General features: G+C 42.3%; 18 protein-coding genes. 6 read left to right on the top strand and 12 right to left on the bottom strand.

The window, feature by feature from the left end; genetic code table 11:
* Positions 1–313 precede the first annotated feature (313 nt).
* From IGI76_RS04615 to IGI76_RS04605, 3 genes are all read left to right on the top strand, one after another.
* Positions 314–1573 (top strand): ABC transporter substrate-binding protein, encoded by a 1260-nt coding sequence (locus tag IGI76_RS04615; RefSeq protein ID WP_087627106.1) that lies wholly within the window; start codon positions 314–316, stop codon positions 1571–1573.
* Between the two features lie 92 nt (positions 1574–1665).
* Positions 1666–2538, top strand: coding sequence for a carbohydrate ABC transporter permease (locus IGI76_RS04610; protein ID WP_016610005.1), 873 nt, complete (start codon positions 1666–1668; stop codon positions 2536–2538).
* A complete protein-coding gene (locus IGI76_RS04605; protein WP_010747711.1) occupies positions 2528–3379 on the top strand; it encodes a carbohydrate ABC transporter permease in 852 nt (283 codons plus the stop codon). Before IGI76_RS04610 ends, IGI76_RS04605 begins: the two co-directional genes overlap by 11 nt.
* Before the next feature lie 72 nt (positions 3380–3451).
* On the opposite strand, the gene IGI76_RS04600 is transcribed toward IGI76_RS04605, so the two are convergent.
* On the bottom strand, positions 3452–4393 hold the full coding sequence (locus IGI76_RS04600) for a magnesium transporter CorA family protein (protein WP_270266296.1): 942 nt from the start codon (positions 4391–4393) through the stop codon (positions 3452–3454).
* A gap of 185 nt (positions 4394–4578) precedes the next feature.
* On the opposite strand from IGI76_RS04600, the gene IGI76_RS04595 reads away from it, so the two are divergent.
* Together IGI76_RS04595 and IGI76_RS04590 are read left to right on the top strand one after the other, a co-directional pair.
* Entirely contained in the window at positions 4579–5406 is an 828-nt protein-coding gene (locus IGI76_RS04595; protein WP_034857733.1) for a manganese catalase family protein, read from the top strand.
* 135 nt (positions 5407–5541) lie between these two features.
* The gene (locus IGI76_RS04590) at positions 5542–6381 is read left to right on the top strand and encodes an aldo/keto reductase (protein WP_270266292.1); all 840 of its coding nucleotides are present in this window, start codon (positions 5542–5544) and stop codon (positions 6379–6381) included.
* Between the two features lie 351 nt (positions 6382–6732).
* Here the strand turns inward: IGI76_RS04590 and IGI76_RS04585 are convergent, their stop codons facing one another.
* The 9 genes from IGI76_RS04585 to IGI76_RS04545 form a co-directional block, all read right to left on the bottom strand.
* Positions 6733–8235, bottom strand: a complete 1503-nt coding sequence (locus IGI76_RS04585; protein ID WP_270266290.1) for a hypothetical protein — start codon at positions 8233–8235, stop codon at positions 6733–6735.
* A gap of 70 nt (positions 8236–8305) precedes the next feature.
* Complete coding sequence (locus IGI76_RS04580) at positions 8306–9874, bottom strand: hypothetical protein (protein WP_438781134.1); 1569 nt, start codon at positions 9872–9874, stop codon at positions 8306–8308.
* A 90-nt stretch (positions 9875–9964) separates the two neighbouring features.
* A complete protein-coding gene (locus IGI76_RS04575; protein WP_270266286.1) occupies positions 9965–11500 on the bottom strand; it encodes a hypothetical protein in 1536 nt (511 codons plus the stop codon).
* Positions 11501–11636: 136 nt separating this feature from the next.
* Positions 11637–15764, bottom strand: coding sequence for a S8 family serine peptidase (locus tag IGI76_RS04570; RefSeq protein WP_438781132.1), 4128 nt, complete (start codon positions 15762–15764; stop codon positions 11637–11639).
* A 400-nt stretch (positions 15765–16164) separates the two neighbouring features.
* On the bottom strand, positions 16165–16902 hold the full coding sequence (locus IGI76_RS04565) for an SIS domain-containing protein (RefSeq protein ID WP_074534940.1): 738 nt from the start codon (positions 16900–16902) through the stop codon (positions 16165–16167).
* The gene (locus tag IGI76_RS04560) at positions 16903–18153 is read right to left on the bottom strand and encodes a PTS ascorbate transporter subunit IIC (protein WP_016610654.1); all 1251 of its coding nucleotides are present in this window, start codon (positions 18151–18153) and stop codon (positions 16903–16905) included.
* A 2-nt stretch (positions 18154–18155) separates the two neighbouring features.
* Positions 18156–18437: a PTS sugar transporter subunit IIB gene (locus tag IGI76_RS04555; RefSeq protein WP_005225413.1), complete on the bottom strand. Its 282-nt coding sequence runs from the start codon at positions 18435–18437 to the stop codon at positions 18156–18158.
* 12 nt (positions 18438–18449) lie between these two features.
* Positions 18450–18878, bottom strand: a complete 429-nt coding sequence (locus tag IGI76_RS04550) for a PTS sugar transporter subunit IIA (protein ID WP_074534939.1) — start codon at positions 18876–18878, stop codon at positions 18450–18452.
* The gene (locus tag IGI76_RS04545; RefSeq protein WP_074534938.1) at positions 18875–20515 is read right to left on the bottom strand and encodes a BglG family transcription antiterminator; all 1641 of its coding nucleotides are present in this window, start codon (positions 20513–20515) and stop codon (positions 18875–18877) included. The genes IGI76_RS04550 and IGI76_RS04545 overlap by 4 nt, the downstream gene beginning before the upstream one ends.
* 201 nt (positions 20516–20716) lie before the next feature.
* Here IGI76_RS04545 and ypfJ point away from each other — a divergent pair, with 201 nt between their 5' ends.
* Positions 20717–21607, top strand: coding sequence for a KPN_02809 family neutral zinc metallopeptidase (gene ypfJ / locus IGI76_RS04540; RefSeq protein ID WP_010747705.1), 891 nt, complete (start codon positions 20717–20719; stop codon positions 21605–21607).
* Positions 21608–21892: 285 nt separating this feature from the next.
* Here the strand turns inward: ypfJ and IGI76_RS04535 are convergent, their stop codons facing one another.
* Entirely contained in the window at positions 21893–22708 is an 816-nt protein-coding gene (locus tag IGI76_RS04535; RefSeq protein ID WP_270266277.1) for an ABC transporter permease subunit, read from the bottom strand.
* Positions 22705–23589, bottom strand: coding sequence for an ABC transporter ATP-binding protein (locus tag IGI76_RS04530; protein WP_115232041.1), 885 nt, complete (start codon positions 23587–23589; stop codon positions 22705–22707). The genes IGI76_RS04535 and IGI76_RS04530 overlap by 4 nt, the downstream gene beginning before the upstream one ends.
* Between the last annotated feature and the right edge of the window lie 181 nt (positions 23590–23770).

Genomic DNA, 23770 nt, shown 5'->3' with positions numbered 1-23770 from the left:
TAAAATTTTCAAACCTTGTTATATTAACGTTTATCAGCACTTCCTAATTATCGTTGTAAGAGCTTTAATTCGTTTTTTTTAGTATTGGTGCATTTTTTGAAATCGTTTTATTTTGTATTTTGCATCTTATCCGCTAAACTGAGGGAGAACCACTCTTATTTTGTCAGATAATTGGCACTTTTCACTCCTCGATCAGTCCTAGGACTACTATCTTTTCAGTACATCAGCTATTTTTCATTGGGGGACGTTTCGATCGTTTTCGATTGGAAACGTTTTTTTGAACAAAAATCATTCAATAAAGGAGAGGAACAAAATGAACAAAAAAATAGGGTATTCAATTTTGTCTTTGGCGGCAGTGATGTTAGGGGTCGCTGGCTGCGGCAGTGGTGACAGTGCCAGCGAGAACAAGCAGATTCGTATGTTCGTTTCTGGAGATACCAGTGAAGGCGGCGCTTATTCGAAAATGGCGGAAAAATACAAGGAAGAAACTGGTGTGACTGTCGAAGTCACCGACGTGCCTTATGCAGACTTGCTGACAAAGATCACCAAAGCTGTTCAAGCGGATGATGCACCAGAAGTCGTGCGGGTTTCTACTGTTCAACCTGACTGGAATGACTATCTGATGGATCTATCAGACATCGCCAGTGAGGCAAAAACATTGGAATCGATGACGATCAAAGATGAAGCAGATGTCGTCAAAGCACTTCCTTCTGATGTGACTGCCACTGGGTTGTTTATCAATACGGATTTGTTTGACGAAGCTGGTGTGACCTACCCCACTTCGGAAGAGGACATTTGGACTTGGGATGAATTTTTAACTGCGATCAATGAAGTCGTTGAAAAAACCGATGCCAAATACGGTATGGTCATGGACGCGTCGGATCACCGTTTACGGGCTTTCACCTATCAATACGGGGGACAAGATTTCTTTTTAGATGACAGCGGTGATTCTTACACGACCGATGATGCTACGAAAGCGGCTTTGCAAAAATTTGTTGATTTGAACAATGACGAAGTGATGCCAAAATCGGTTTGGACCTCTGGAGAAGATGCTTCTGCTATGTTCAAGAGCGGCCGTGTGCCAGCTTACTTTTCTGGCAGCTGGCAGATCGTTGATTTTTCTACCAACATCAGCAACTTTAACTGGCAATCCACCTATTCTCCTTATGAAGAGACCCGCGCGGTCAATATGGGCGGCAACTTCATCACTGGCTTCAACAATAGTAAAAACAGTGAAGAAGGCGAAAAATTCATCAAATGGTTGTACGAAGAAGAAAATTACAAACAGCTTTGTACCTATGCTGGCTACTTACCTGCGGTGGAAGATTTGACGGTCGATTATGAACAAGGCCAGGATGCTTATGAAATCTACAACCAAGAGATCGCAGCCGCTGCTCAACCAATCAGCAGCAAGCAAACCACCGATCAAGTGACAATGAGTATGAAAGGCTACACTGGATTGACAGGGGCTTACCGTGATGCCATCGTGCAAGTGTTGAATGATGAAATTACATTAGATGAGGCAATCGACAAGACGATCAAGGATTACAATGATGGGTTTTTGAAGAAATAAACAGACGTTCAACCACAAAGAACCCATAGTCTGGCTTTTTGCAGACTGCGGGTTCTTTGTTGCTGATACGATCGTCGGAGGAGGAATTTTCTGTGAGCACTTTACAAAAAAACAAATGGCCGTTGCTATTCACTGGCGCAAGCATCATTTTGTTCATTATCTTCTTTTTGATTCCAGCACTCTTAGGACTTTATTACTCGTTGACGGACTATAAAGGCTTTGCGACAGCCAATTTTATCGGCTTGGCGAATTATCAAGAATTGTTTCAAGACGCCAGCTTCTATAAAGCACTATTTCGTACATTTCGTTACGTGATTATTCTGGTCCCAAGTATCTATGTCGTTTCTCTCGCCGTTGCTTTGATGTTGAACAGTCAGCTGGCGAAAGGCAAATTTTTCGCAAAGATCATTTTTTTCTTACCATGGACCATCTCTGGGATCATCGCTGGGGTTATCTGGAAATGGCTGTTTGGTGAAAACTTTGGCTTTATCAACTTTATTCTAGAGCAAGCGGGACAACCAACTGTCCCGTGGTTTACCGACTCGAATGCTGCCTTTTCTGTCATTATTTTGGCTGCCATCTGGGGCGGGACTGCCTTTAACATGCTTCAATTTACTGCAGCTTTGAAAAATATCCCCCGCTCTTTGTATGAAGCTGCCGAAATCGACGGTGCCAGCTTTGGGCATAAATTACGCTACATCACCTTGCCTATGCTGCGGCCGACTTCCTTTATGGTCATCTTATTGGCTTCGATCGGCGCTATGAAAGAGTTCGCCCTCGTGCAATCGCTGACCAATGGTGGTCCAGGAACCGACAACATGTTGATCGTGCAATATATCTATACGACTGGGTTTGACAAAATGCGGGTCGGCTATGCCAGTGCTGCCTCCATGGTACTTTTCGTGATTCTTTTACTGTTAGGCTTAGCACAAATGAAGATTGGAGGCGGCAAGAATGACATCTAAGACCATCAAAACCAAACGACCTGTCACAAGAAAGTCAGCGATGTTTTTTTTAACGCTGGCACTGATCATCACTTCCCTGCTGTACCTTTTTCCACTACTTTGGTTCTTATTAAGTGCCTTTAAACCAGGGACTGAACTATTTGCTTATCCCTTGAAAATTATTCCTGAAAATCCAACCATTCAAAACTTTATTGATGCTTGGACAACATTGGATTTCTTTCGTTACTTCAATAATACGTTGATTTCAGCGGTGGTCACCACTTTATTGACGATCCTAGTCAGCGCCGCCTGTGGCTATGCCTTTGCAAAATACGATGCGAAATGGCTGCGTTTTTTCTTCATCTGTATCATCGCCACCACCATGCTGCCGACGGAAGTTATCATGAACCCAACGTTTTCTGTCATTCGTTCACTAGGCTTATATGATAACTTATTGGGGATCATCATCCCTTCCATCAATACAGCAACAGGTATCTTTATGTTCCGAACCTTTTTCGTCTCCGTTCCTGACGATCTGATTGAATCAGCCCGCATCGATGGCGCTTCGGATGGGATGATCTTTTTGAAAATCATGCTGCCGATTGCCCGACCAATCATTATGACACTGGGGATCTTTTCCTTCCAGTGGCGGTGGAATGATTATATCTGGCCCTTGATCGTCTTGAATGATCCGAAAAAATACACCTTGCAAGTGGCGATCCGCAGCTTGGTGGGCGCGGAAAATATCAATTGGACGATTTTGATCGCTGCCTCGGTAATTTCCATTTTGCCTTTGCTGCTGGTCTTCCTCGCCTTTCAGCGCTGGATTCTCGACAGCAATTTAGACAGCGGACTAAAATAAAAAAAGTGCCGACTGCTTCGTCGCACCTTTCTCCTTTTATGGATGAACGGTGCCACAGAGCAGCGGCGCTTTTTATTTTGAAAAGTCTTTTCGTGACAAGTAGACGGCAGTTAAAATGCCGACTAAAATAGCCAAGCCAAAGACGACAATCGTACCGATCGCATTGTCTTTTCCTGGCAGTCCTCCGGTGTTGATCCCCCATAGCCCCGCGATCAAGGATGGCACAGCCACCACTAATGCCGCAGAATCTAAGTATTTCATCAGATGGTTTAGATTGTTGTCCATCATATCAGAGAACAAGCCACCGATGGTTTCTAACAAGTCGCGATAGATAGTGACCATTTTCATGGCAAATTTTTGCCGCAGCTTGATGTCATAAACAAGTGCTTCATTATCCAAACGATCCAAAAATTCTTTGCGATCCATCAAACGATCGACGGTATGGTTTTGGTCCCGCAAGGTGTGATCAAGATAGACCATGTCTCGCTCGGTATCGGCTAAGTTAAACAATTCCTTGTTTTCCGTCGTTTTACGGGCTGCTTGATCCAAATCATCGATTTGCTTCTTCATCTCCTGCAGACCTTTGATGTAATGGGTGTAGATCATCAACGTGGCATAAGCAACAATATCTTCATACCGCTGGATATCTTGCTCATGCTTTTCGATCAATCGTTTGATCAGATTGGATTGTTCAGATACGTAGGTGATCAACAGATCCTTGGTGTAGATAAAAGTCACAGGCTCAAGACGGTCTTCGATCCGATCTTGTGTCACTTCCGACAAATCGATCAAAGTATAGAGAATCGGATGATTTAACTTGGTGTTGCGCAAGTATTCCAAACGTGACACTTCTTCCGGTTCATTGGCGCCAATAAAAATATCTTCGGGCAGTTGATACTTATCTAACAAGTGTCGTTGTTCCTCTGGATCTGTGCCAGAAACCACTAGCCAATTGTAATCCTCCTCCGAAGATTTGCTTATTTTTCGGTCTTCCATTTTGTAATACTGAAACATGGTGACTCGCTCCTTTTCTAATTCTCTCTTAATTTAACTATCTAACGCTTCAGGCTTTTTGTCAAAATAAATGGCTTTTCTTTTCAATGCTTTTTTCATTTTGGCAAAGTGCGTTTTATTAGACGAACGTTTCGATTCATGAGAAACTTTTTATGGGCCCAATAAAAAATTTTAGGAGGAATCGTATGTTTCGTCATCAGAAAGAATTACAGTTTGAAGCTAAACCAGAAAAACCAAATCCGTTAGTTGCGAAATACCTTCAAGAATTAATCGGTGGACAATATGGAGAAATGAGTGTTGCCATGCAATACTTATTCCAAGGATGGAGCTGCCGTGGGGAAGAAAAATACAAAGACATGTTAATGGATATCGCTACTGAAGAGCTTGGACACGTTGAAATGTTAGCAACGATGGTTGCACGTCTACTGGAAGGTGCACCTGTGGAAGATCAAGAAGCGGCTATGAAAAAAGACCCAACGATCGGTGCGATCATTTCTGGAATGAATCCGCAACATGCCATCGTTGCAGGCTTAGGACCACGTCCTGCTGATAGCGTCGGCAATCCATGGTCAGGTGCGTATATCATTGCTAGTGGCAACTTACTTGCTGATTTCCGTGCCAACTTAAATGCGGAATCACAAGGTCGTCTGCAAGTAGCACGCATCTATGAAATGATCGATGACCGTGGGGTCAAAGACTTACTTTCGGTCTTATTAGCGCGTGATAGCTACCACCAAAATCTTTGGGCAGCTGCCGTGAAAGAATTGGAAGAAAACGAAGGCTCGATTTTAGTGCCAAGTACCTTTGACCGCAAAAATGAACGCTTAGATATCGCTTATGATTTCTATAACTTCTCAGAAGGCGACCAAAGCAAAGAAGGCTCTTGGGCGAAAGGCAAAGCCCTTGACGGTGAAGGCGAATACCAATGGCTAGACGAACCAAAAGTCGAAGGAAAAGCGCCAAAACTCGATCAAGTCACACCAAAAATGTATGGCACACCGCCTGAAAAATAATTTGATCAAAAAGAGCAATTGTTTCTGAAACAGAAACCGTTGCTCTTTTTTCTTTGTCTGTTTGAGCAAGTTGGTTACGTTCCTGTCAAAAAAGCGTTAGAGTAGAATGTAGAGAAGAAAAGGAGGAATCATTTTATGAAAGCACCTTTACTGACATTAAACGACGGCAATTTACGCCCCGCAGTGGGCATCGGTACCTATCAGATCCGTGGTGGCGAAGGATTGAGCCAGCTGCAAGCAGCGATCGCCGACGGGTATCGCTTGATCGATTCTTCAACCAATTATGACAATGAAGGCATTGTCGGCAAAGCGATCCGTCGCTCGGGTATCCCACGTTCAGAATTTTATATCACCTCAAAATTACCAGGAAAATACCATGGCTATGATGATGCCTTAACCAGCATTCAAGAATCCCTTGCTCGCATGGGTCTCGACTACTTCGATGCCTTTTTGATCCACTGGCCATTACCAAAACGCGGCAAATATGTCGAAGCTTTGCAAGCCTTAGTGACCGCCCAAAAATTAGGCTTGATCCGTTCCATCGGCGTTTCCAATTTTGAACCAGAACATTTGGATGCCATCATTGAAGCAACTGGTGTGACTCCTGCACTAAATCAAATTGAGATCCATCCTTACTGGGTCCAAGAACGAATGGTCGCAGAAAACAAAAAACGCGGCATCGTAACGGAAGCTTGGAGCCCATTAGGCCGTGGCAGCGATGCCCTGAAAGAACCACTGATCACTGAATTAGCTGAAAAATACCAAAAATCAGCTGGTCAAATCATCTTGCGCTGGCATGTGGATCGTGGCATTTTGCCCCTTCCAAAATCAAGAAACCTCGCCCATCAACGAGAAAATCTTGCGATCTTCGACTTTGAACTGACTGAAGATGAAATCAATCAAATCAATCAGTTAAACAAAGCAGACGGCCGCATCGATGGTCAAGACCCAAATGAGTATGAAGAATTTGAATAAACAATTTCAACTGGAAAAAACACCATAGCTATCTCTTGGTAGACAAAACCTCTCAAAAATCAGCGACCAGCTGCTTTTGAGAGGTTTTTTATGTAACCAAGGCTTCAGTGGTTAGCTTTGCGTGGATCAAAGTCGTACGATCAAAATATTCTTTTTGGCAGAAATCCCCTTGCTAGCAGTGTGATTATCTTAAAGGCGACAAGCGTCAGCTAGGCGTTCATCACAGCTTTTAATCGAATGTTGGTTTCTCGAAAGAAGGTTGTCCTTCACTGTTTCGACACTTAAAGACAACAGCGTTTCCCCCGTTCTCCTTCAGCTTGAAAGGACTTTCCACATGCCAATCAATGAACGTTATCCCAAAAATTCGTGTTTCTTGCGAGGAGGTCTTTTTCGGTAAATGAAGATGGCGAAACTCAGAATGCCACAAAATAGACCGGCGCCTCCTAGTAGTTTCACGATAGTCGGCAGCCCTCTTAAGCCCATTTTGTATATGGATGATACTGTGCCATTCCTATTGATGGTCGACCAGATAGGATAGTTCCGTTCTTCAAAGGTGCTCATAACACGCCATCGTCGTAGATAGACATCTGGCACACTATGAAGTTTTTGACTTTCTCTGATTATTACATACCCTTTCGAAAAGACTTCTGGATAATCAGTCAGTAGTTGTTGCCCTTTTTTCACTAAATTCCTTGGTGTATTTTCTCCTACACCTATTTCCACATAAGGATAGGAAGGTCGATTTTCTTCTAAACGAACGCCGCCAATCGTTGCAACAGCTTCATCGATTTTTTCTTTTAGCAGCGCCTTACTGAGATAAGTTTCAGGAAATGACTCTGGATTTAAAAATGTGGTTTCTTCATGCAGCTTGAAACCTACCACGTTTTCCTGATACCTTCGGAAAAACAATCCTGGTACCCAGCCGATTTTTAGCATCTCTGGTTTGAATTCTACAGAACGATTGACAGGTTCCTCTGTTTTTGGGAGACGTTCAGCCGCTGCTAAATCGATTTCCTCTCTCCTCCCATTGGCAATCACATCACGCGTGAAAAGATTCAAATCAGAAATAAGTCTGTCCAGTTCCTCATACGAGGTTTGCTTCAACTGGATCACTACTCGATCATTTCTGTCTGGTCCAGCGATCAGCTCCATATCGTAGTAAGAAAATTCATCAAGAACAAGGTCAAGCATCGTTTCGAACCCTTCATCATTTTTTTGCGTATAAGTCTCATGGTTCAATTGGAGATGGAGCCGATTATTAATAAAGGTCACTTCTTTCCCATAATAATCTTCCGTCGTTACATCAGCGATAGTCGGCGACGGTGGTTCGGGATTTTCGGATAGCCAAAATGACTGCTCTATGGGATAATAAGTCATTTTGTTACTGCTATCGACGGCGACTAATTCAAATCGGCTCTCCTGTTCATCGGTAGAAAGAAAGAGACGAGCTTCACCGAATGTTCGCTCTGTGACTTCAGGTTCTCCCGCTTTTCTTTGATACAAATGTCGATCGAATACGCCATTTACCTTAACATAGACTTCTTCCAGCGTTTCCCCCTCGCTTGGTGTCACTGCATAGATCAATTCAAAGAAGGGAACCATTAGTTCTGAATTGGGAAGTTCCGTGACGATTTCCAACAATGGTTCAGTGAGCGGCTCTGTGGGTTCTGGGGTATTCCTTTCGCTGTTGAGGATGGCGGCTAAGGTGCCTTGGGACTGGTCGGTTGGTACTTCGGCTGCTGGTACTTGTATGCTCGTAATAAGATTGCTGGCAAGAGCAAGGAAAAGCAGGAAGAAAATTTTGTAACTGCGAAAGAGTTTTTTTGATTTTAATGATTGCTTGTTTTTGTTCATTCCATTCATTCCTTACGTACAAAATCGAACTGTTATCGTTAATAAAATTGATGCATATGTTTCTAAATTTTCACAATACTCTTTTTTTCCTTCGATAAACAATCATTCCAGACGTCAAAGTGACACAAAGCATCATAATGCCTAACATCACTTTCATAGTTATGGATAATCCTTTTAAGCCTATTTCAATCAAAGAGGATACAGTACCATTTTTATTGATAGTCGCCCAATAGCGATAGACTTCATGCTCAAACTCAGGCAATTGTCTTCCCTGAGTGTTAACTTCTGGTATCCCCACACTAGATGATGATTCTATATCTGTAACAATCATTAGATAGGATTTCTCAAAAACTTCCGAATGATCCTTTAGTAGTGTTTTGGCGTTTTTTATTAATCCTCTGGGTGAATGACTAGGTAGGCTCACACGAACAAAAGGATAATTTCCTTCTAAATGAACATTCCGAATATTCATACTCGAAAATAGCTTGGTTCCACTAAGATCATTTGCTTGGTTTCCATCTATACGAATGCCGTCAATCTCTGAAACGACTTCATCGATTTTTTTATTGATCATTGCCCTACTAAGATAAGTTTCAGGAAACGATTCTTGGTTTAAAAACGAGGTTTCCTCCTGTAATTTAAACCCTATCATATCGTGCTGATACCTTCGGAAAAACAAACCCGGTACCCAGCCAATTTTTACCATTTTCGGCTCTAATTCACCAGAGCGATTGATTGAAGAATCTTCCCTTGGAATCAGTTCAGCTGTTGCCAAATCGATTTCTTCAATTTTTGCATCAGTTATTAAAAAAACAGAAAAAGAGGGTAAATCGTTAATAAGATGATAAAGAGATGAGTAAGAGTTTTGCTTCAAACCAACTGTCACAGAGCCGTTTTTATCTGGTCCAGCAATCATTTCAATATCATAGTAAGAGAGTTCATCTAGCAATTGAAGAACCGCTGATTCATTCTTCTTCCTGTCCTCTTGATTGTAATGACTACTACATAATTGAAGTTGAAGTCTGTTATTAATGAAAGTCACTTCTTCTCCGTGAAAATCTATCGTTGATAAATCAGCCGTAGACGGTAACGGCGGCACAGGATTTTCTGCCATATAAAATGATTGCTCAATGGGGTAGATGGCACTTAGATTGCTACTGTCGACGGCGACCAGTTCAAATTTACTTTTCTGTTCATCGGTAGAAAGAAAGAGACGAGCTTCACCGAATGTTCGCTCTGTGACTTCAGGTTCTCCCGCTTTTCTTTGATACAAATGTCGATCGAATACGCCATTTACCTTAACATAGACTTCTTCCAGCGTTTCCCCCTCGCTTGGTGTGACCGCATAAATCAATTCAAAAAAGGGAATCATTAATTCTGAATCGGGTAGCTCCGTGACGATTTCCAGCAATGGTTCAGTGAGTGGCTCTGTGGGTTCTGGGGTAATCCTTTCGCTATTGAGGATGGCGGCTAAGGTGCCTTGGGACTGGTCGGTTGGTCCTTCATCTGCTAATACTTGCCAACTGGTAATGTGATAGATGGCAAGAGCAAAGAAAAACAGGCTGAATATTTTATGATTCCCAAAGAAGTTTTCATAAATTTTCTCGTCGATAGATACCGCGCAATCAGCGGATTTCATTTGCTTCACTCCTTTCACTTATGAAGGTCTAAACACTTTAAATGATCTGTTTAATAGCATTCATTGCCATCTGAGAATGACCTATGAGGATCAGTTTCTACCTGATTGCCTTTTCCGTTTTTCTGCCCTTTGACAAGCAAAAAATTCAAATATAAACACAATAAAGCCGATAGAACCAAATCCTATCACTAACGCCATGCTGACAGTCATCCCCTGCCAACCTATATCCGTTAACGAAGTAACTGTACCATTCGGGTTGATGATTGCCCAGATAGGGTAGTTCCGTTCTTCAAAATTACTCCTAACACGCCATCGTCGTTTGTATTCGGCTGTGGTAGTATAGCCATAAATATTTTGCCTTCCTCTGATTATTACATACCCTTTTGAAAAGACTTCGGGATAATTCGTCAGTAGTTGTTGCCCTTTTTTCACTAAATTCCTTGGTGTATTTCCTGCTACCCCTACTTTTACACTAGGGTAAATGGGTTGATTTTCTTCTAAACGAACGCCTCCAATCGCTGCAACAGCTTCGTCGATTTTTTCATTTATCAGTTTCTTACTGAGATAAGTTTCAGGAAACGACTCAGGATTTAAAAATGTGGTTTCTTCATGCAACTTAAAACCTACCACGTTGTCCTGATACCTTCGGAAAAACAATCCTGGTACCCAGCCGATTTTTAACATATGCCGTTTAAACTCAACCGAGCGATCGACGGGTGCTGCTGTTTTGGGTAACTGGTCCGCCTCAGCTAAAGTCATCTCTTCAATTTCTCCATCGGTAACAATACCAGAAGTAAATGTTTCTAAATCATAAATTAATCTATTAAGCTCTCTATAAGGAGTTTGCTTTAACTGAATCGTTACTCTCTCATTCTTGTCTGGTCCAGCAATCAACTCCATGTCATAGTAAGAAAGTTCATCCAACAGCTGATCTAGACTCATTTCGCCGTTTTGCTCGTTTATTCCTGTAAGTATCTCGTCATTATATTGGAGATGGAGACGATTATGTACAAAAGCTATCTTTCCTTCATAACGATCAAGTATTGATATGTCGGCAATAGTCGGCAACGGCAGCTCGGGATTTTCCGATAACCAAAATGACTGCTCTATGGGATAATAAGTCCTTCTGTTACTGCTATCGACGGCGACTAATTCAAATCGGCTCTCCTGTTCATCGGTAGAAAGAAAGAGACGAGCTTCACCGAATGTTCGCTCTGTAACTTCAGGTTCTCCCGCTTTTTTTTGATACAAGTGCTGATCGTATTCGCCGTTCACATTGACATAGACTTCTTCTAAAGTTTGCCCTTCGCTTGGTGTGACCGCATAAATCAATTCTAAAAAAGGAACCATCAATTCTGAATTCGGAAGTTCCGTGACGATTTCCAGCAATGGTTCAGTGAGCGGCTCTGTGGGTTCTGGATTAATTCTTTCGCTGTTGAGGATGTCCGCTAAGGTGCCTTCTATCTGAATTGAATCAGTATCTGAAACTTCGGCTGCTTTTACAGGTAAAACTAAAAAGTGACAGATGGTGAAACAAATTAATAAAATACAAAGAATGATACATAAGGGATTTGCTCTATCAGCCTCTTTCTTACTCATTGAGGTTATGTGTTGATCTGATTGCATTCAATTCACTCCTTACATCTAAGGTTTTGGAAGTTTATGAAAAATGTTCATCAAATGATTATTTTTTCATTAGTTAAACATCAACTAATTGACAACCATTTGATGAACAACAAATTTAGATTCCTTAAAAAGAATCTTATGCTGCTAAACGTTCAGACTCCACATTGGTCGTCTGAAGATTTTGAGCACTAGTTTCTGAGAGTTCGATTTGCAGCTTTTGAATATCTTCATCAAATAGCTCGTAACGAATTTTTTCAAAAATTTCTGCTAATTGTTGGAAGTTAGAGATGTGGAAGAATTCACCATCTGTTTCTTTTGCAATATTTTCGAGAAAGCGTTGATTTAGATTATTCCCCACCCCTATAGAAAAGATTGTTACATCGTTTTCTTTAGCCTGTTGGATCAATTCTGCCTCTGGGGGACCTGAAATATTATTGTGTCCATCTGTAAGAACAACCATTACTTTTTTTGCGTTTTTTCGTCCATACTGTTCAAATTCTTGGCTACCTTGCGCAATTGCTTGGTTTAATGCAGTACTACCGCCAACTTGCCTAGGAAGCCGCTCAGCTGCAAGTAAAGGATTTAAAAATGAGAAATGCCGATTTACTCTCGAATTAAAGGTAAACAAGCTAATCCGATCGTCACTCGTAAAAGCATCTTCATTTAAAAATAATGCCTGTACTTCATTAGTCATCTGCCTAAAATTATTCGCGCTGATACTGCCAGAATCATCTAATAAAAAGACAGTGTCAATTCCTAAATAAGAGGAATCATGTAGAACAACTGTCCCAACATCTCTTTCTTTGATACCCTCTGGAACAGAAAAATTATTGATTCTTGCAGCAATATGCCATGGGTAATGAACTGTGATTCGATAATCATGACCGGATGGTTGATTGAAGAAACGAAATTCACCCAATGAATTCGTCCATGTTTGTTCTAATAGTTTATTATTCTGATACAAATGAACGCGAGCATTTTCTAATAAGTAACCGGTAGATTCTTGTCTGACTTTCCCTCGAATCAGAACCGTATCCCTGTCCGGATCTACACCACGAGCTTGCTTTAAAGCCGCAAAAGCACTTACTTGATAATAGGTCATTTCAGGAGTATTTGGTCTGGTTTCTGTGACTTTTAAACCAGAGCGTATCGCAGACTGGGTAATAACCCCCTTAACTTGAGCACCAGAAAGACCTGGGTTTTCCGACCATACAAGAGCGGCAAGACCAGCAACATGAGGTGCTGCCATGGAAGTACCGTTCTTATTAACATATAAGTCCTTGCTAACCGATGAAGCACTTTTTATATCATGCCCTGGAGCAACAACATCTACAATTGTTCCATAATTAGAGAAGCTAGCCATCCGAATTCTATTATTCACATTAGTCGTTGCTCCGACTGTTATAATTCGTTCTCTTAATGCATGATTTTCTCCAATATTAGAAAAGGATTGCCCATATCTAGCATCAATCGCATTGTTTCCTGCAGCATGAACAATGACAAACTCATAGTTCTCATCAACTAATCGTTGAGTTTTCCTAATGAAAATATTAAAAAGTCCCAATTGCGGAAATTGAAATCCGCTACCACCAAGACTCACGTTTACAACTTGAGCCCCATTTTCGACATTCCATTTTAAACCACTTAATTGAGCATTAGCACTGGTTGATAAAAATTTTTTACCCATGTTTCTATTTGTAGCTATTCCATCAAACGAATTATAACTAAGAAGATTCTTTCGTGAAATATTAATCACTCCACTAACTCCTAATTGATTATCTTGAATGGCTCCGATCGTTCCTATAACATGCGTCCCATGATCATTTGTAGATAGTTCCGTATTTATTTTAGCGTTTGGATCATTTTCAATATTTCCAGCTGGTATCTGTAGGTCCTCATGCTTCCCCCATACACCATCATCGATAATCCCTACTTTGACATTCTCCCTTTCATGTGTGCCAAATAACGCCCATGCTTCGGGTAAATTAATCGCACGTAGCCCCCATTCATCGTTATTCCACCAAGGATCGTCAGGAAAATATTCCTTATTGCTCATTGTTTCCACAGGGGTGACTTCGTTGATTGATGCATCATCTAATGTATCAAGATTGCCATCTTCAAAGACTTCTGGGAAATTTTCTATCACATCTTCAATCATTTCAATCAGCTCTTCTGCTGTACTTTCTTTTACTTGAACAGTAAGCTGACCGAGCCAATCAGGTTCGATCAATAAAGTGGCATCAATGGAAGCAAGCGCTTCTTCAATCATCTCTGGCGTCACATTTTTTCTTTCCTCAACGGTAGCTCCTGTAAGCCATAACTGGAAGCGATTATTCACAAAGCTGCGTTCATCTTCCCAAAAGAACTCCGTACTAATTTCTTCTGGTTTTGGTGAATCTGGAACAGGATGTTCCACCACTTTCACAGGCTGATCAACTTTATAACTTCCTGTCACACCACTACTATCAAAAGCCACGACCTCAATATGATTTTCTCCTTGTATCGGTCGGAAAAAAACTCTCCCTGTGCCCAACTCACCCTTGGGCGTAATACCATTCCCGCCTTTCAGATACAAATAACTATCAAAATTACCGTTGATCTTCACATAGACTTCTATAATCTCATTGCCTATTGTTGGGGTTGCTGTATACTCAATGTCAATGAATGGGACAGTGACTTCTCCTTCTGGAAACGCTGTATGAACAATGATCATGGGTTCTTCGATCTCCTTTGGAATGTCAGGTTCTTTATAGGAAAATTGAAATACTGGATAGCCATTATCAATGATCCAAGTATCTTCAAAGTCCCACCCCTCGAATGTCCCTGACTGTGAAAATTCTTGCGTATCTTTTCCTTGAGGTCTAGCACCACTCGTTTGCTCCCCGCCTGCATTACTTAAATTTTGTGCGATACCAGCTATTTGCTGATCAAAATAATTCGTCCCTGCATATTGTTGCCGTGTGCCAAGATGTTGACCGGCAAAAGCACCAGCACGCTCTTGATTTCTTTCATCCGTATGGATCGTATTCGCTGCATAGCTGTTTTCAATGATCGCTGAATCATAGAATGTACCAACAAAGCCACCTAGTTCGGTTGTTCCAGTCACTGCTCCTCGTGCGTAAGAATTACTTACAGAGGCCGAGTTATACAACGCTCCGACAAAGCCACCTGTATAGCGCACAGCCTCGACAGAACCATAAGCCGCAGACTGGTCAACCGTTGAACGATCGTAAATAACTCCAGCAAAGCCGCCATTGTAGGACCCTTTGCCGACTACTTTCGCATGCGTCAGTGTTTGCCGCACTTCACTGCCTTCATAAATTGCCCCAAATGCCCCTCCGGCATAGGAGCCTCTTCCCTGTACGCTGCTTTCAGTATCGACAATGTTTTTCGTTACTAATGTGCCATTGCTGTGCGCCTGAGCAGAGTATCCATAAGTAACCCCAGCTATCCCTCCAGCATAGGAATACGCCTCTACCTTGGCACGATTGATTGCATTATCGAATAATGAAGAGTTACGAGCAGCACCGACAAGTCCTCCGGCGTAATTGCTAACGCCATTTGTCAGGACATTGATATGTTCTACCTGATTGTTTTCCAGTCGTGTATTATCTCCAGAATAACCAATCAGCCCGCCGGCATACCCAAGCAGCGCCGTGGCTCTAACTGTATGCCCGTTGCCAATCACCTGATTGTTTTCTAAAACGGCACCATTGTTTGTTACATGCGTCGTTCGCCCTGCAATGACACCAACAGCGGAAGATCCTAGGATATCCCCACCAAGTGCAACGGTCACATTTTTGATTGTCGCTCCATTGACTGAACCAAATAAACCTAAAAAACTACTACCTGTTCGATTTATCCGCAACCCACTGATCGTATGGCCATTACCATTGAACACACCCGTAAAGTTTGGGATCGGTAGCCATCCTTGATTCGCAGTATTTGTATTAGAACGATAGTCGGATAGATCAATGTCCTTAACTAGCTTAAAATTACCGTTTAGTTCCTTACGTATTAAGGTATCTAATTCTTCTGCTGAATGAATCTCTGTATATTCGATACCATCTTCACTATTTTGCTTTTGTTCTGTAGAAGTAACGGCTTCTACCACATTGTCAGCATAACGACCAAATGGAAATAGATTAAGTACAAGGACAACGATCAGTCCGACAAGCAGATACTTATGTAGTTTCCGACTCCTTCGCTTGTCTGTTTCTTCACAATAACTTTTATCACCTAACATTCTCTTTTCTTTTTTCACATTCTTCCTCTCCTTCTTATCGAAAAATCGATACCCACTACCTACTCCATAAGCTGCTCCTTTCTAATCAACGGTTTGTAGATTTTTTATTCATTATTTGTTGTCTTGCTGTAGCTCCCAAGCTAATTATACCGAGCGGGAAGTTAAACAACAATCGTTTTTGTAGTATTTTATTCATATTTTAGCTAATATTTTATATATTTTTATTTTTAAAGACCATTATTAAGTAAAAATACATAATTCCAGTTTAAGCCTTCTTTGCTTGAATCGCTTTTTCATCCCTATGCTCCGGCCCTTTTCTAACAAGTAACTACAAAAAAGACATTCTCTCGCAAGGAGAAAATGTCTTGAATGGTTTCTTTGACCGTCTTATTTCGCTAAGGAACGACTAACTCTTGACTTACAGCTGATAATGGATCGCTTCTTGGTACTTTTCAAACAGGGACTGGTTCAATTCATCCCCGCCCTCTAGGTTCGCTGAGTAAAAAATCGGCGGATAGTCGACACCGGCTTCTTTTAGTTTTTGGCAAACTTCAACGATGATCGCATTTAAGATCGTTGCGCCGACTACGGTGGATGTAGGTCCGACTTTTTGTTCGACGTCTGGAATCGTACACGCAGCATCGCCAATCTCCCCATGATTGTCGATGACGATATCCGCCGTTTCAAACAAACGCAAGCCTGAAGTATGGCGGCTGGTGACTGTTTTCGAATAGGTAAGGTTCGTTAATGCGATGATCTTGACTCCTTTTTCTTTGGCATGAAGCGCCATATCGATGATAACGGGGTTTCGCCCAGACACCGAATGCAAGATCAGCACATCACCTGATGTAAAGGGTTGGGTCGCCGCCAAGGCACTACCATAGCCTTCTAAGCGCTCCATTTTACTTGTGAAGGTGATTGGGCTACGATCAAGCATCAGTTCTCTTCCAAAGATCGCGTTGATCGTCATCATGCCGCCTGCTCGATAATACATCTCTTCGGCTAAGATCCCAGCGTGACTTGCGCCAAAAATGTAAATGGCTTTTTTGGTCAAGTTGGCTTGCGTCAGCAATTCAATGGCTTGCTCAATCGCTGGTGCTTCTTTTTCTTCTACAATAGACAATAGTTCTTTTGCTTTTTCAAAGTATTGAAACATTTAAAACCCTCCAAACAGCTTGCCGATCAATTCACCAAGGATGCCCCATAGAGATAAATCGTTCCCACCGAAAATCAAGATCCAGTTTTGAATCGTCGTTGAGAACAACGCTGCAGAGATCCCAACGAGTGCTACCATAACGACAGAAGCTGTGATCGTACCAATAATGGCACCTCGCAAGCCCCCTTGTCCTTCGCCGATCACCGCAGCACCGCCACATTCAAAGAAGCTGGTGATGACTAAAGGAACGATCAAAATGCCAAAGACGTTGGTCGTATTGGCAATGACCACTAAAATCGTTGAGGTGATCATCGCCACGATAAAGCCGATGATTACAGCATTTGGACGATAGTTGAACAAGATGGGCACATCAAAAGCTGGTTTTGCTCCAGGAACGACTTTTTCTGCGATCCCTTGAAAGGCGGGAATGATTTGGTTGATCAATAGACGTACCCCATACAACATGATCAATAATCCTGCACCGAAGTTCAAGCCAGCATCAACCGCAAACATCACCAAGTTGCCCCCTTCAGGAACTAATACGGGCGCAATCAAACCGATGACGACATTCATCAAAAACATCACTAACGCGCCAGTAATCGATATTTCACGGAAAAACGATAGATTTTCTGGCACTTTCAAATCTTCCGTCGATTTTTCTTTGTTTCCGACCCGTTTTGCAACAAAGCCTGAAACCAATGACAAGATCCCCGTTGGATGACCGATCAAGAATGAATCATCGCCTGTGGCATCCCATACATATTTACGCATGATCCATGGCATGAAGGACCAGTAACAAGCAGATAGAACCGCCCCTAAGATCAACAGTGGGATTCCAGTAAGCCCGCCTTCAACGCCCCCAGCGACGATGACAAATGGGAACCACCACAACATGTGGCCGGTGAGGAAAATCGTCTTCACAGGTGTAAAGCGAGCAATCAATAAATGAATGACAAGTCCGAAAAACATCGCTAAACCAACTGTTCCGCCGTATTCTGCCGTAAAGGTGATGTCAGAGAGACCATCTGACACAGCAACGCCTAATTGGGTTTGAACCGCTGCATTGATCGGTGCGATCGTTCCCACCAACATATTTACCCCAGCCGTCAATGCCACCATCCCGAAGGAAGCTGTTAAGGTTCCTTTGACGACTTCTGCAAAAGGTTTTCTTTGTACCAATAACCCAATCATGGCAATGATCCCCAGTAGGACTGGCGGATTTTTTAAAATATAATCCGTGACAAAATTCATGATTATCCCTCTCTTTCAGCTAAAAATTTTTCCATTTGCTGTTTGACTTCTTCTTTATCCATATACTTTTTGATTGGATAAACGGGTGCTTTCACGGATGCTTTTAACTCATTCAATAATTCATTACTCGTAAAATAAACATCTGCTGGTGTCGCTTTTGCCGTCGATAAATCAGTATTCTCGGCAGTTGCCGTCAACCCTAACTCTTTGATCACCTTGTCGATCGTCATCTTCAATACCATTGAGCTTCCTACACCAAATCCACATACTGCTAAAATTTTCATATCCTTTTCCTCCTATTGGAATAATTGACAAATTTGTTCCCGATCGCCATTTAATATCACGTTGTATTTTTCTTCATCCATAAAGATCGCCATGATCTCTTTCAAGCTTTCTAGATGGCTTTGACTATCTGCGGCGGCTAAGACAAGAAATATCCGCACCGGTTTGCCCTCAAGATCGATGGGCTGTTTCGTTACTAAAAGGCTCATACTTTGTTCCAAAACCCCTTCTCCAGGACGGGCATGCATCAGCGCAAAGTAATCCGCCAACACCATGTAAGGACCATTTTCTTCCACACTTTGAATCATCGCTTCGATGTATTCTGACGTAATTAGCGCTTCATCCAGCAAGGGCTGGCTGGCTAATTTTACGGCTGAGCGCCAATCTGTCACTGTCTCATCCGTTTGTATATGCTTTTCAGGCAAAGAATCCTTCACTTTCATTCTGATTTAACCTCCAACATTTTTGATAGGAACCATTCTTTGTTTTCGATTCCTTGCATGATCAATTTCATCATTGGTTCCACCTTTTGCGTCTCATCCTCTCGGATCATCAATAAAATAATGATGTCGGCTTTTTGGTTGCCCCATTCTACTGGCTGATCCAAAAGCAAAATCGAGATGGCTGTTTTTTCGACATAATTCGGATTGCCATGAGGGATGGCAAAGCCATTATCTAAATAGGTTGATTGTAGCTGCTCTCTTTCAATGACGGATTGCTGAAACTGCGCTTTTCGTTTTTCATCACTAAAAGGGGTTTGTTCGATCAAAAAATTGATGGCTTCTGTTTTGCTGGCAAATCGCTCGAAAAAGACGGTTGGCTGGATCATCGATTGGGCTTGAAGAAGTAAACTATTTTGATCGACCGCCGCCTCATTATCGATGACTAAATCGATGTAGTGATTCATGATCCGCTTCATGTCGCGATTGGTCACCATAGGCGAGATCCGCACCACAGGTTTTTGAATCTCGACGAGATCGATGGTTGAAATAATAAAATCGATCGCCGAGATGTCCATCTGCTTTAATTTTTCTACTGAAACGGTTTCGATACTGTCGATCTCTGGCAGAATGCGACGAATTTTCGCAGAGACAAACGAGCTAGTGCCGACGCCATTGGGACAGACAAAAATGATTTTGTTCATGCGGCGCATTCGCTCGATCGCTGCTTGAAAATGGATCGTGACAAATCCGATCTCATCATCAGAGATCCCCACTTGATACGCTTTCAAGAAATCATGGAGCGAGAACCAGACCACGCCATACAAGGCAGGATAGTTTTGTTTGATTTCCTCTAACAAAGGGTTGATGACTGTGGTTTGCGCTTCGATCCGCAACAGCAGTTGATACAGATGAATCGTCACATCTTCTTCCAATCGATTGTCTTGGGTCAAGTCGGTGCCTAAGCCTTCGCTGATTTTTTGAATCAAGTTGCGCACTTTTCCCCGAAAGACGAAAGGAACTTTTTCACTTTTCATAAAAAATTTCAAGCCGCTACCGACAATCAGGTAGGTTAGATATTGCACTTCTTTTGGTGAAAATTGATAAATGTGCTGTTCTTCGATTTCTTTCAGTAGCTCATAGACTAACGGATATTTGTCGAACTCCAAAAACAGTTTCCCCACTTGGCGATTTTCTTCAATCACTAAGTTTTCCGCATGACTCGCCCGTTCGATCAGCAGCACGATGGAAAGGACGATACTTTGGATATAGCTGTCGGGCATTTCCACTTGTTTTTCCACTAACGCTCGACGAAACGCCTGATTTACTTCCTGGTATTTCGCAGGTTCCACCAACAAGGAAAACGCCGCTGGTTGATCCAGCATCATTAAGCAAAAGCGTTTCAGCACCCGATGAATCTGGGATTCACTTCCTTCAAAAAATGTACCTGAATTATCAAATCTCAGACGTAAGCTTTCTTTTTGAAACAGTTCTTTTAAATAAGAAATATCTTTTGCAATACTGCTGCGGGAAACGAAATAATCCTCTGCTAACTGCTGATAGCTGAGGTGCTCGCCAGCAATCAACCGTTTAAAAATCAAAATCCTTCGTTCCGATGTCCCCGAATAATTCATTTTCATACGCTCACCCTCTACCTCTATTTTATTGCTACTGTAACAAATTAGAAGGCTAATTGTTAGATTAAAGAATGATTAAAAGGAGTGTACACTTTGATTTTCAAGGCTCCTGAAGGCATTTTATAACAATTTCAAGGCGCTTTTTTTCACAATCTGCCGCCTTTCTCTTATAATTAAGCTAGGATTTATATAGGAGGAGATAACATGAAATGGCGTGGGGGTAGACAAAGCAGAAATGTCGATGATCGAACGGGGCGATCATCTGGCTCAGGCGGGATGTTGGCTGCTGGTGGCGGGATCGGTACGGTGATCATCGCTGTTTTATTTTTCCTGTTTAGCGGTGGTGATTTAAATTCGCTGCCGGATGTCTTGGGTGGCAGCGGTCAAGCAGCCAATTACCAGACAGAAAATGTGGGCACTAGTGAGTACACGGAGGAAAAAGAATTTTCCGCAGTCGTGTTCGGCTATTTAGAAGATTATTGGCAAGACGTTTTTCAAGAGCGGCAAGAAACCTATCAAGACCCGACACTCGTATTATTTACGGGAAGCGTGCAGTCGGCATGCGGCTATGCCACGTCACAGGTTGGTCCGTTTTATTGCCCAGCAGATGAGAATGTGTACCTTGATCTGAGCTTTGCCAATGAGCTTTCCGATAAATATGGCGCAAGCGGCGACTTCGCAATGGCCTATGTCATCGCCCATGAAGTCGGTCATCATGTGCAAAATGAGCTGGGGATTACCCAACAATTGGACAAAATCCGCCAGCAAGTTTCAGAGAAGGAATACAATCAGTACAGCGTTCGCTTGGAACTGCAAGCTGACTACTTAGCTGGTACTTTTGCGAAATACTTGCAAGGCGAAACCTATCAAGGACAACCGATCTTAGAAGCTGGCGACATTCAAGAAGCAATCACAGCTGCCAATGCCATCGGGGATGATACACTGCAAAAAGAATACCAAGGCTATGTTGTTCCAGATAGTTTTACGCACGGCACATCGCAGCAACGCGTGGACTGGTTTAACCGTGGCTATCGTTATGGTGACTTAGCACATGGCGACACCTTTAATGTCGATAGCCTTGACTTGAGCAAGTAGCTTCAACTAAAAAATCACTCCGAAACAGCATGAACCGCCTGCTGCTTCGGAGTGATTTTAGGTTCTTGTTGCCCCTTCAAGCCTTTTGGTGAAGGGACGCTTTACGCTTTCTTAACTTTCGCAATGATTTTTTCGCAAAAACGTGCCTGCTTCGTCATACTTTTTTCACATTTCGAGACTATTATATAAGCATACCAACAAACAACCCTAACACTTTTTCATTTTTACTCCTTTGCCTGTCAGTCCCCGCTGACAGGCTCTTTTTTTGTCTTTTGATTGATATACTCAGACCTGCAAGTCTTTGCGCTCATAACGGGAAAAGGTGCCAAAGAAACAGATGATACCGAGCAGCAGTACCCATAGGACTGATGTGGCGCCGTTATCCATGAGTTGGACGGGTAATGCCATCCGCACGGGTGAAAGTCCTGCCAGCCATTCCAATTTATCGTAGAGTTCCCCCACGATGCCGAGCAAATACAGACCGAACACGCAGCCTAAGCCGACGCTGGCGGTTTGTTTGCTGGAACGCAAGATCGTGGATAAAAAGAAACCTAGACAGAGGAAGAAGACTAAGACACCGTACTCGGCAACGAAGATTTTGCTGATTTCTTCAATAAAAGAGGACAGGTCGTCTTCAGGCAGTTTGAACAGAGCAAAAGAGGCCAGACTACTGCCATAAGCAATCAGCCAAAAGCCAGTCAGCAACAACAATCGAGCGAGGAACTTCCACCCAACGATTTCTCTGCGGCTAATAGGCTGAGCATATAAATACTCGATCGTTCCTTCTGATTCTTCAGTGATCAGACTGTTCAAGCCTAAAAGCATCCCATAAATACACGCAGCAATAAATAAGTATTGAAAGTAGTACCCGAAAAAACCTGTTGGAGAAACCAAACTTGAGGGTCCTGTCAGTTGGATGTTAAAGATGCCTAGTAATTCTGGGCTGAAAGAGCCCAACATCTGGTCTAACGACGTTTTCATTTCTGGCGTGATCATTTGAGGATAGATAGCCGTAAATGCAAAAATGATTGCTGCAAAAAGGATCGCCCAGACTAGCCAGCCTTTGAAGGTATTTTTAAGATCGATTTTCATTAAAGTCATTTTTGAGAACCTCCTTCATACAGGAGCATAAATTGCTGTTCAAGGGTTGGGTGTTCGATCGTGAACTCTTTAATGGCAGGATTGGTTAAAAAATGTGCCAGCTGATTCATGTCCCCTTGATAGAAAAAACGCAAGCTGTGTGACTCCTGAGCAAGAACCTGTACATTTTCCAAGCCGGCTAATGAGAGGCTGTCCTCATTCGTGAGCGTTACAACTTTGCCGAAATTTTCTTCCTCACTCAATTCTTTCACGGTGATGATCTGTCCTTCACGAATAAAGGCAGTCCGATGGGCATAGGTCTGAATTTCATGCAGATCGTGGCTGGATAGAAAAATCGTCATCCCCTGTTTGTTTCTCCTGAGAAGCTCTTCAAACAGCCGTTTTTGGATCAGGGGATCTAAGCCATTGGTCGGTTCATCTAAAATCAACATTCTCGGTTGTGCAATCAAGGCGCTCGCAAGCCCGACTTTTTTCTTGTTCCCTAAAGAAAGTTCTGCGATCGATTTGTTTGGATCAATTTGAAAAAGCTCCATCAACTCCTGAATCTCTTTTTTTGGCTGCTTGACTTGATGAAAATCCGCCGTAAATGCCAGTAGTTCTGCTGTCGTCATTTTTGAATAAAACCGTACATCACTGGAAACATACCCAGTAAACGTTTTGATCTCTTTGGCTGCTTGTTGGCAATCTCGTCCAAAAATCGCCGCCTGTCCTGCATCTGGTTTGATAAAATTCAACAATACTTTGATGGTCGTTGATTTTCCCGCACCATTTGGTCCGATAAAGCCAAAAATCTCTCCTTCTGCCACTTGCAATGATACGTTCTCGATGGCGTACTTCTTGTTGTATTGTTTGCTTAGTCCGTTGATCGTAATGGCATCCATCCTGTCCCCTCCTTGTACTGCTTTGATGCCATCAGTGTAGCCTTATTTCGTGTTTCCGTCAATCAAAGATCCAAAAGGCTTACGCTGGAATGTTTTACGAAAATCATCAACAGATTGACACACTTCTATTGCTTTCTCTTCCTATTTTTTTCACATTTTCCCGCTATTATCAATACATACC

This window comes from Enterococcus sp. DIV2449a (assembly GCF_051711225.1).
GTDB lineage: Bacteria > Bacillota > Bacilli > Lactobacillales > Enterococcaceae > Enterococcus_D > Enterococcus_D casseliflavus.
This window is presented reverse-complemented; position numbering and strand designations above follow the sequence as displayed.